At 74.6% G+C, this 10,554-nt stretch carries 8 protein-coding genes; 1 reads left to right on the top strand and 7 read right to left on the bottom strand.

Going from position 1 to position 10,554, the window contains the following annotated elements:
* From dhaM to ileS, 5 genes are all read right to left on the bottom strand, one after another.
* The coding region (dhaM, locus tag IDM29_RS11430; protein ID WP_188037544.1) for a dihydroxyacetone kinase phosphoryl donor subunit DhaM at nucleotides 1-403 on the bottom strand (403 nt) is incomplete at its 3' end.
* Entirely contained in the window at nucleotides 400-1,038 is a 639-nt protein-coding gene (gene dhaL / locus IDM29_RS11425) for a dihydroxyacetone kinase subunit DhaL (protein WP_182113540.1), read from the bottom strand. The genes dhaL and dhaM, both read right to left, overlap by 4 nt.
* A gap of 142 nt (nucleotides 1,039-1,180) precedes the next feature.
* Nucleotides 1,181-2,176 carry a dihydroxyacetone kinase subunit DhaK gene (gene dhaK / locus IDM29_RS11420; protein ID WP_182113539.1) on the bottom strand — a complete coding sequence of 332 codons (996 nt, stop codon included), beginning with the start codon at nucleotides 2,174-2,176 and terminating at the stop codon, nucleotides 1,181-1,183.
* Between the two features lie 167 nt (nucleotides 2,177-2,343).
* Nucleotides 2,344-3,699: a folylpolyglutamate synthase/dihydrofolate synthase family protein gene (locus tag IDM29_RS11415; RefSeq protein ID WP_182113538.1), complete on the bottom strand. Its 1,356-nt coding sequence runs from the start codon at nucleotides 3,697-3,699 to the stop codon at nucleotides 2,344-2,346.
* The gene (gene ileS / locus IDM29_RS11410) at nucleotides 3,696-7,022 is read right to left on the bottom strand and encodes an isoleucine--tRNA ligase (protein ID WP_188037545.1); all 3,327 of its coding nucleotides are present in this window, start codon (nucleotides 7,020-7,022) and stop codon (nucleotides 3,696-3,698) included. Before ileS ends, IDM29_RS11415 begins: the two co-directional genes overlap by 4 nt.
* Before the next feature lie 378 nt (nucleotides 7,023-7,400).
* Here ileS and IDM29_RS11405 point away from each other — a divergent pair, with 378 nt between their 5' ends.
* Entirely contained in the window at nucleotides 7,401-8,174 is a 774-nt protein-coding gene (locus tag IDM29_RS11405) for a MerR family transcriptional regulator (protein WP_188037543.1), read from the top strand.
* 111 nt (nucleotides 8,175-8,285) lie between these two features.
* Here the strand turns inward: IDM29_RS11405 and IDM29_RS11400 are convergent, their stop codons facing one another.
* Nucleotides 8,286-9,524: an acyl-CoA dehydrogenase family protein gene (locus tag IDM29_RS11400; protein ID WP_188037542.1), complete on the bottom strand. Its 1,239-nt coding sequence runs from the start codon at nucleotides 9,522-9,524 to the stop codon at nucleotides 8,286-8,288.
* Nucleotides 9,525-9,731: 207 nt separating this feature from the next.
* Nucleotides 9,732-10,292, bottom strand: coding sequence for an NADPH-dependent FMN reductase (gene ssuE, locus IDM29_RS11395; RefSeq protein WP_188037541.1), 561 nt, complete (start codon nucleotides 10,290-10,292; stop codon nucleotides 9,732-9,734).
* Nucleotides 10,293-10,554 lie beyond the last annotated feature (262 nt).

Raw genomic sequence — 10,554 nt, 5'->3', positions numbered from 1 at the left:
TCGCCGCCTCCGGCGACCCGCCGGCCTCCTGCGCCGCCCGGGCGACCGCGTCGACGTCGCCGCCCTGCTGCGCCGCGACGGCCGCTGCGACGGCGCCCTCGACGAACGGCGCGGCGGGCGTCCGGACGCGCGCGCGCTCGTCGTCCTCCAGCCACTCGAGCGCGCCCTCGGTGGTCAGGACGGCCGAGCCCAGGTCGGTCAGGACCACGACGCCGTCGTCCGCGAGCGCGGCCGTGATCGCCTCGAGCACGCGGTCGTGGCTCGTGCCGAGCTCGTCCTGGCCCTCCACCGGCACTCCCCCGGCCGGCACCAGCCTGACGTCGGGCGCCATCTGGCCGGCGAGCCGGGCGGTGCCCTCGGCCACCTGGGCCGAGTGCGAGACGAGCACGAGGGCGACGGTCATCGGGAGGCTGCCGCCTGCGCGGCGGCCCGCAGCAGCAGGGCGGACGACGCGGCGCCCGGGTCGCGGTGCCCGGCGCTGCGCTCCCCGAGGTAGCTGGCGCGGCCCTTGGTCGCCACGAGCGGGTCGGTGGCCACGGCACCCTCCTCCGCAGCGGCGGCCGCGGCCTCGAGCACCCGGGCGGGGTCGGCCCCCTCGGCGGCCGCGGCCTGCGCGGCGGCAGCGGCGGGCGTCCACGCGTCCACCATCGTCTTCTCGCCGGGCTGGGCCTTGCCGCGCGCGACGATGCCCTCGAGACCCGCCTCGACCATCGCGACGACGGCGCCGGCGTCGAGCTCGTCGAGGCCCGTCACCTTGGCGGCCCGCAGGTACGCGGTGCCGTAGAGCGGGCCGGCCGCGCCGCCGACCGTGGACATGAGGGTCGTCGCGACGAGCTTGAGCACGTCACCCACCTGGGCGGGCGGCTCGGGGAGCTCGTCCAGGCGCTTGACCACCGCGGTGAACCCGCGGCTCAGGTTCTCGCCGTGGTCGCCGTCGCCGATCTGCCGGTCGAGCTCGCTCAGCTCGGCGCGGTGCTCGGCGACGGTGTCCGCCGTCCGTCGCACCCACTCCTGCGCCCACGCCGCGTCCAGACCCATGTCGCCTCCTGCCCGCGGTCGTGTCGTACCGCCCGCTCGTTCGCCTTCGGCCCCCTCACCCGCCAGCCTGCCACGCGACCGGCGGCCGCACGGCACGCCAGGTCACGATCGAGTCACGACCCGCGCGCACCCTGGGCCGGCATCACCAGCGCAGGGCCGGCGTCATCACCGGCGCGTCCCACAGCTCCGTGAGCTCGTCGTCCAGGCGCAGCACGGTCACCGACGCGCCCTGCATCTCGAGCGACGTGACGTAGCTGCCGACGAGCGACCGCGTCACCTCCGCGCCGCGCGCCTCGAGCAGGCGCCGGGCGGCGCGGTAGACGACGTAGAGCTCGGACAGCGGCGTCCCGCCCATGCCGTTGACCAGCAGCAGCACCCGGTCGCCGCGCGCGACCGCGAGGTCGTCCATGACCGGCGTCGTGAGCAGCTCGGTGATCTCGTCGGCGCTCGCCATCGGGATGCGGCGCCGACCCGGCTCGCCGTGGATGCCGATCCCGATCTCGATCTCCTGGTCCGTGAGCTCGAAGCTCGGGGTGCCGGCGTGCGGGACCGTCCCGGCCGCCAGCGCGACGCCCATCGAGCGGACGGACGCGACGACGCGCTCGGCGACGGTCGCGACGCCCGCGAGGTCGTCGCCCCGCTCGGCGGCCGCGCCGGCGATCTTCTCCACGGCGAGCGTCCCGGCGACGCCGCGGCGACCCGCCGTGTACGTGGAGTCCTCGACCGCGACGTCGTCGTCGACGACGACCGTCCGGACCTCGACGCCCTCGGCCTCGGCCAGCTCGGCGGCCGTCTCGAAGTTGAGCACGTCACCTGTGTAGTTCTTGACGATGTGCAGCACCCCGGCGCCGCCGTCGACGGCGGTCGTCGCCGGCGCGATGGCGTCCGGCGTCGGCGAGGTGAACATCGCGCCGGGCACGGCCGCGTCGAGCATCCCGACGCCGACGAAGCCGGCGTGCAGCGGCTCGTGGCCGCTGCCCCCGCCGCTGACGAGGCCGACCTTGCCGTGCACCGGCGCACCGGCGCGGACCACGAAGAGCGGGTCGGTGTGGACTCGCACGAGGTCCGCGTGCGCGAGGCCGAAGCCCTCGACCGACTCCTCCACCACGCGCGCCGGGTCGTTGATCAGCTTCTTCATCCCGCGTCTCCGGTCGTCGGCCCGGCGACGCGCGGCGCCGTCGTCGCGCGCCCCCGGAGCTGTGCGGGGACGCCGTTGCCCCCGTCAGGCCAGCATCGAACGCCGCCCCGGGGCGGTCAAGGGATACGCGTGCACCAGGTGTGCACATCCGTGCACGGGCACCGCCGTCAGCCGCGGCCGAACAGGATCCGCGCCTCCGCCGCCATGGTGACCGAGCCGGTGACGAGCACGCCCGCGCCCGTCGGCGAGCCGTCCGTGCCGGCCTCGGACAGCTCGGCCGCGAGCGAGACGGCCTCGTCGAGGCGCTCGGCGACGTGCACGCGGTCCTCGCCGAAGACCTCGCGCGCGACCTCCGCGAGCTCCTCGACGTCGGTCGCGCGCGGGCTGCTCGAGCGCGAGACCACGACCTCGTCCAGGAGCGGCTCGAGGCCCGCGAGGATCTGCTCGGCGTCCTTGTCGTCGAGCACGCCGACGACACCGACCAGCCGCGCGAACGCGAACGCCTCCTGGACACCGAGCGAGAGGGCCTCGATGCCGGCGGGGTTGTGCGCCGCGTCGACCAGGACGGTCGGCGACGTGCGGACCACCTCGAGCCGCCCCGGCGAGTCCATGCCCGCGAACGCGGCCTCGACGGTCGGACCCGCGAGCGCGCCGCCGTCGCGCAGCAGCACCTCGACCGCCGTCAGGGCGAGCAGGGCGTTGTGCGCCTGGTGGGCGCCGTGCAGCGGCAGGAAGATGTCCGCGTAGACGGCAGCCGCGGTCCGCAGCACCACGAGCTGGCCGCCGACGGCGACCTGGCGCTCCACGACCTCGAGGTCGACGCCCTCGCGCAGCACGCGCGCGCCCCGCTCCGCGGCGGCCGCGAGCACGACGCCCTCCGCCTCCTCGCGCTGCTGCGCCAGGACGAGGGTCGACCCCTCCTTGACGATGCCGGCCTTGACGCCCGCGATGTCGACGAGGTCGTGCCCGAGCCAGCGCTCGTGGTCGTAGGAGATCGGCGTGATGACGGCGACGTCGGACTGCACCACGTTGGTCGAGTCCCAGTCCCCGCCGAGGCCCACCTCGATCACGGCGACGTCGACCGGAGCGTCCGCGAAGGCCGCGAACGCCATCACGGTGAGCACCTCGAAGAAGCTCATCCGCGGCCCGCCCGCCGCCTGCGAGCGCTGGTCGACCATGTGGACGTACGGCGCGACGTCCTGCCAGAGCTCGACGAAGCGCTCCTCGCTCACCGGCTCGCCGTCGATCGCGATGCGCTCGGTGACCGACGTCAGGTGCGGGCTCGTGAACCGCCCGGTGCGCAGCCCGTGCTCGCGCAGCAGGCGCTCGACCATGCGGCTCGTGGACGTCTTGCCGTTGGTGCCGCCCACGTGCACGACGCGGAACGCCCGCTCGGGGTTGCCGAGCAGGTCGCACACCTCCCGCATGCGGTCGAGCGTGGGCTCGAAGTCGTGCTCCGGCGCCCGGTCGAGGATGCCCGCGTAGACCTCGCGCAGCGCGTCGCTGCCGCCGAGCCCGCTCATCGGTCCGCCCCGTCCACGCGCGCCACCCGCACGTCGGCGACGCCCTCGGGTGAGCCGGCGGCCACCTCGAGCTCGAGCGCGAGCGTCTCCTCCGCGATCATCGCGCGGTGGGCCTCCACGGCCGGCACGTGCTCCGCGGCGACGGTGAGCGACAGCCGGATCCGGTCCGAGACCTGGAGCCCGGCGGCCTTGCGCTCGTCCTGGACCGCGCGCACGACGTCGCGCGCGAAGCCCTCCGCACGCAGGTCGTCGTCGAGCGCGGTGTCCAGCAGCACGACGCCGCCGCCGGCCAGGACGGCCGCGACGCGGTCCGCGCCGGCACCCTCGGCCACGACGGTCGTGAGCTCGTACTCGGCGGGCTCGAGCGGGACCGGGCCGTCCGGGGTGCGGACGACGACGGCGCCGTCGGTCTGCTCCCACTCCCCCGCGCGCGCCGCGCGGATGACGTCCTGGACGCGACGGCCCAGGCGGGGGCCCGCCGCGCGCGCGTTGACCGCCAGGCGGGAGGTGATGCCGAGCTCCTCTGGGCCGACCTCCGCGAGGTCGACGACCGTGAGGTGCTTGACGTTGAGCTCGCGCGCGACCAGGTCGCGGTACGGCTCGAGCGCGGCCGGGTCCGCGACCGCGACCGCGATCTCGCGCAGCGGCTGGCGCACGCGCAGGCCGTTCGCCTTGCGCAGACCGAGCGCGACGGAGACGACCTCGCGCACTTCGTCCATCGCGGCGACCAGCTCGGGGTCGGCGACGAGAGCGGGCTCCGTCTCGACGCGGGCCGCGACGGCGTGGGCCCCGGCGGGGTCGCCGTAGGTGGCGGCGTCGTCGTCGACCGCGTACCGCGCCGGCCAGTCCGTCAGGTGCACGCTGCGCCCGCCGGTCAGGCCGCGCCAGACCTCCTCCGTCGTCAGCGGCGCGAGCGGCGCCATGACGCGGGTGAGCACCTCCAGCGCCGTCCACAGCGTGTCGAAGGCGTCGGCGTCCTCGGCCCAGAAGCGGTCGCGCTGGGTGCGCACGTACCAGTTGGTCAGCACGTCGAGGTGCTCCCGCACGGCCTCGCACGCCCCGGGCACGTCGTACGCGTCCAGGCGCCCCGTGACGGTCGCGACGAGGTCGCGCGTGCGCGCGAGCACGTAGCGGTCCATGGGCGGCAGCGACGCGACCCGCTCGGCGTCGACGGCCTTGGCCGTGTAGCCGGCGCCGCCGCCGGCCGCACCCGCGTAGAGCGTGAAGAAGTACCAGGTGCTCCACAGCGGCAGGAGGACCTGGCGGACGCCGTCGCGGATGCCCTCCTCGGTCACCACGAGGTTGCCGCCGCGCAGGATGGGCGAGGCCATGAGGAACCAGCGCATCGCGTCCGAGCCGTCGCGGTCGAAGACCTCGGAGACGTCCGGGTAGTTGCGCAGCGACTTGCTCATCTTGCGGCCGTCCGAGCCCAGCACGATGCCGTGCGAGACGGACGTGCGGAACGCGGGCCGGTCGAACAGCGCCGTGGCCAGCACGTGCAGCGTGTAGAACCAGCCGCGCGTCTGACCGATGTACTCGGTGATGAAGTCGCCCGGGTAGTGGTGCTCGAACCAGTCCGCGTTCTCGAACGGGTAGTGCACCTGGGCGAACGGCATCGAGCCCGAGTCGAACCACACGTCGAGCACGTCGGGGATGCGCCGCATGGTCGAGGCGCCCGTCGGGTCGTCCGGGTTCGGGCGCGTGAGCTCGTCGATGAACGGCCGGTGCAGGTCGGTGACCGTCACGCCGAAGTCCGCCTCGAGGTCCGCGATCGAGCCGTAGACGTCGGTGCGCGGGTACGCCGGGTCGTCGCTGACCCACACCGGGATCGGCGTGCCCCAGTAGCGGTTGCGCGAGATCGACCAGTCGCGGGCGCCCGCGAGCCACTTGCCGAACTGGCCGTCGCGGATGTGCTCGGGCACCCAGGAGATCTCCTGGTTCAGCTCGACCATCCGGTCGCGGAACTCGGTGACGCGCACGAACCAGCTCGAGACCGCCCGGTAGATGAGCGGGTTCCGGCAGCGCCAGCAGTGCGGGTAGGAGTGGTCGTACGTCTCGTGCCGCACGACGACGGCGCGCTGCGGCTCGGCGACCTCGGCGAGCGGGCCGGTGCCGGCCTTGAGGTCGGCGATGATCTCCGCGTTGGCGTCGAAGACCTGCACGCCGGCGTAGTCGCGGACCTCGGCGGTGAAGCGGCCCTTGCTGTCGACGGGCACGACGGGGGCGATGCCCGCGGCGTCGCACACGGCCATGTCGTCCTCGCCGAAGGCGGGCGCGAGGTGGACGATGCCGGTGCCGTCCTCGGTCGTGACGAAGTCGCCGGCGAGCACCTGGTGCGCGTTCGCGTGCCGCGCGAAGTAGCCGAACGGGGGCGTGTAGCGGCGGCCGACCAGCGAGGCGCCCGCCACGTGCTCCAGCACGGTCGCCCGCTCCTCGGGCGCGGCGGCCTCGTCGACCGAGCCGAGCTCACGCGCGTACGCGGCGAGCCGGCTCGCCGCGAGGACGACGACCTCGCCCGCGAGCCGCGAGCCCGGGGCCGGGCACACCCGGACGTAGTCGATGTCGGGACCGACCGCGAGCGCGAGGTTCGAGGGCAGCGTCCACGGCGTCGTCGTCCACAGCAGCGCGAGGTCGCCGGTCTCGAGCCGGACGCCGACGGTCAGCGCCGGGTCCTGACGCTGGGCGTACACGTCGTCGTCCATGCGGAGCTCGTGGTTGGACAGCGGGGTCTCGTCGCGCCAGCAGTAGGGCAGCACGCGGTAGCCCTCGTAGGCCAGGCCCTTGTCGTACAGCTGCTGGAACGCCCAGATGACCGACTCCATGTAGGTCGTGTCGAGCGTCTTGTAGTCGTGCTCGAAGTCCACCCAGCGCGCCTGGCGGGTGACGTAGTCACGCCACTCGTCCGTGTAGCGCAGGACGGACTCGCGGCAGACCTTGTTGAACTCCGCGATGCCCATCTCGTCGATCTGGGCCTTGTCCGTGATGCCCAGGACCCGCTCCGCCTCGAGCTCGGCGGGCAGGCCGTGCGTGTCCCAGCCGAAGCGGCGCTCGACGCGGTGCCCGCGCTGCGTCTGGTAGCGGCCGACGATGTCCTTGGCGTAGCCCGTGAGCAGGTGGCCGTAGTGGGGCAGGCCGTTGGCGAAGGGGGGTCCGTCGTAGAAGACGAACTCGTTGGCCCCGTGCTCGCCGGCCTCGCGCTGGTCGATCGAGGCCTGGAACGTGCCGTCCTGCTGCCAGTACGCCAGCACGTCCTTCTCGAGCGCCGGCAGGTCCGGGGACGCGGGCACGGGGGTGCCGTCCGGGCGGTGCAGGGGGTAGGCCATCGCGGGGTGCTCCATGCTCATCGGCGGTACGTCGGTCGGGTCACGCACCGGCCGGAGGCCGGACGTGCTGCCAGTCCTGCGAGGACGACTCCCGGCTTCCCGGTCACCGCGGTACCACCCCGCTTGCCGCCGTGGCCCGCCCCGGGGGGTGTGCCGACGTCGACCGCTCGTGAAGGCTGTGACGGGCCCACCCGTCCGGTTCTACTGGGGACGCCCGGCGAGCCGCGCGTCCTGTTCTTCCGGAGGCTCGCCGGTGATGGCCGGGTCGACGCCTGTGCCCACGATGCTACTCGGCCCCTGGCGCCCGTCGAGACGTCGGTTGACCTTGACGTAGCGTCAACCTCTAGCGTCGGTCCCGTCCGGGAGGAGGACACCGCGATGAGCGCGCCGAGCACGACCGACTGGTCGATCCAGGAGATCGCCCGCCTGACGGGCGTCACCAGCCGCACGCTGCGGCACTACGACGACGTCGGGCTGCTGCCGCCGAGCCGGGTGGGCGCGAACGGCTACCGCCGCTACGACGTCGACGCCCTCGTCCGGCTGCAGCGGATCCTGGTCCTGCGGGACCTGGGCCTGTCGCTGCCCGCCATCGCGGGGGCGCTGGCGGACGAGCGCGACGCGCTCGCCGCGCTGCACGACCATCTCCGGGCGCTGCGGACCGAGCAGCGCCGGCTGGCGCGCCAGGCGGCGTCGGTCGAACGGACCATCACCGCACTGGAACAGGGAGGACGACTCATGGCCGAGGACATGTTCGACGGGTTCGACCACACGCAGCACCGCGACGAGGTCGAGGAGCGGTGGGGCAAGGACGCCTACGCGGCCGGCGACCGCTGGTGGACCGGCATGACGCCCGCCGAGCAGGAGGTCTGGCGCGAGCGGGCCGCGCGGCTCGCGCGCGACTGGGCGCAGGCGGCGGCCCGCGGCGTCGACCCGGCGTCGGACGAGGCGCAGGAGCTGGCGCGGCGGCACGCCGACTGGCTCAGCGGCGTGCCCGGCACTCCCGGCCACGGGCACGGCGGGCCGGCCAAGGAGTACCTGCTCGGGCTGGCCGACATGTACGTCGGCGACGAGCGCTTCGCGGCGACCTACGGCGGGATCGAGGGCGCCACCTTCGTGCGCGACGCCCTGCACGCCTACGCCGCCCGCATGTGACGCGCCGCGGCGCCACCGCCACGGACCGAGGTCGCCGTCCGGCACGCTCCGCGCGTACCGGACGGCGACCTCGGTGGCCGCGTCGGCCCGGGGGCGGTCAGGCTCCGGCGGTCACGTGTACCAGGTCGGCTCCGGCACCTCGTCGAGCAGCGCGAAGACACCGACCTCGCGCCGCTTGTACGGGATCGGGTCGTGCAGCGAGTGCGTGCGCACGTTGCGCCAGAACCGGTCGAGGCCCACCGAGCTGGCCGTCGCGCGCGCTCCCGTGACCTCGTAGATCCGGGTGCCGATCTCCAGGCCGACGTCGACCGCGCGCTGCTTCGCTGCGGCGACCAGGACCGCCACCTCGCCCCGTGCCCGGGGCGTGAGCGCGTCGGACTCGGCGTGCAGCGCCTGGAGCGCCTGGCCGGCGCGGTCCCCCAGCGCCTGGGCCGCCCACAGCTTCGACTGCAGGTCGCCGTAGGCGTCCAGGATGTACGGCTCGTCGACGGCGCGCTCCCGGTTGTCGCCGCCGTACGGCCACGGCCGCGTGCGCTCGCGCGTGTAGGCCAGGGCGGTGCGCAGCCCTCCCTGCGCGATGCCCAGGTAGAAGTTCGTGAACACGAGCTGGATCGCGACCAGGCAGAGCGTGTTGTACGTGCGCGGGCGGAACTCCTTGCCGACCCAGCCGAGCGCCGCGGACCACGGCAGGACGACGTCGTCGATGCTCACGCTGCCCGACTCGGTCAGGCGCTGACCGAGCGCGTCCCAGCCGTCGTGGAACGTGAGGCCCGCGTGGTCCGACGGCGCGAGCGCGAAGACGTGCTCCTCGTGACCGGCGATGGCCGCCTCGAGCCACGTGACGTCGGAGACCTTGGAGCCGGTCGAGAACGTCTTCCGGCCGGAGAAGGACAGGTCGTCCCCGAGGTCGACGGCCGTGAGGTCGGCGTCGCGCGGGTTCACCGCACCGCCGAAGAACCAGCCCTCCCGGGTCGCCTGCCCGATGATCTGCTCGGCCTGCTCCGCGGTGCCGAAGAACGCCGGCAGCTGCGACCACAGGTAGTGGTAGCCGAGGAGCTGGCCGATGGACCCGTCGCCCTCGGCGACGCGTCGGATCACCTGGTACGCGGTCTCCCAGCTCTGCCCGGCGCCCCCCTGCGCCGTCGGGCCGAGCAGGGTGACCAGGCCCGCCTGCTTCAGCAGGCGCACCTCGTCGTGCGGTGTGGCCAGGGCACGGTCGCGCTCGACCGCGTCGACCTCGAGGATCGCGGCGACCTCCTCGGCGCGCCGGACCCAGCCCTCGGGTGTGGCGGGCCGGTCGCTGCCGACCCAGGGTGAGGCGAGGAGCGCCTCGCTCGTGGTGATGGACATACTTCTCCTTGCGTGATGGAGAGCACCTCGTCCTCGGACGGGGTGCGGCGTACCCACCGGCGGCAACCGGTGGGAGGCGTCGGGCGGGCTGGCAGGCCCGTCCGACGCCGGTCACGGCCGGCAGACCCGCAGGTCAGCCGCGCGACCGGCGGCAGTGGGCGTCCTCGACGGGACGCGTGTCCTCGGACCTGTGGGCGGGCCGGCGCCTCACGCCGTCGCGAGCGTGGGCACGCGCCCCACCTCGCCGAGGGCGGCGCGGAACGCGTCCGCCGTCCGGGTGACGCACTCACGCGTGCCCTCGTCCGCGAGCACGGGTCCGCCGGACGTGTGGTCGATGTGGGTGTCGAGGACGAAGCGCCCCGTGGTGATGTGCCGGGCGCCCAGGGACACGAGGACGGGGCGCAGCGAGTAGTCGATCGCCAACAGGTGGGCGAGCGTCCCGCCGGTCGCCAGCGGGAGGACGACCTTGCCCTGGAGGGCGGACTGCGGCAGCAGGTCGAGGAAGACCTTGAGCAGGCCCGAGTAGGAGGCCTTGTAGATCGGCGTCGCGACCACCACGGCGTCGGCCGCGATCACCTGGCGGACGGCGGCGGCGATGGCCGGCGCGGCGGTGTCGGCGCCGAGCAGGGCGTCGGCGGGCAGCTCCCGCAGCGCGAGGACGGCGACGTCGTGCCCGTCGAGCGCGAGCTCGTCGCCGACGTAGCGGGCGAGGGCGGCGGTGCGGGAGCGGGCGGACGGGCTACCGGTCAGGACGAGGATCGTGGCCATGGTGGGTCCTTCGGGAAGGCGACGCGAGCGTCGGGCAGGGCGTGACGGGCGGCGACGGACGGGCCGTCAGGAGCACACGGCGGCAACCGTGCGGTGAGTGCGGTGGTGGCGAGCGCGCACCGGCGCGTTCGCCGGGCGGACGGGCGTGGGGTGGACCGCCGGGCGGTGGCCGACGGCGGACCGCTGAGCGGGTCGCTGTCGGCGGACCGGCGCGCGGGTTGCCCTGCGGCGGGCCGCCGGGCGGGTTGCCGTGCGGCGGGCC

Origin of the sequence: Actinotalea sp. JY-7885 (assembly GCF_014525465.1) — a bacterium.
GTDB lineage: Bacteria > Actinomycetota > Actinomycetes > Actinomycetales > Cellulomonadaceae > Actinotalea.
This window is presented reverse-complemented; position numbering and strand designations above follow the sequence as displayed.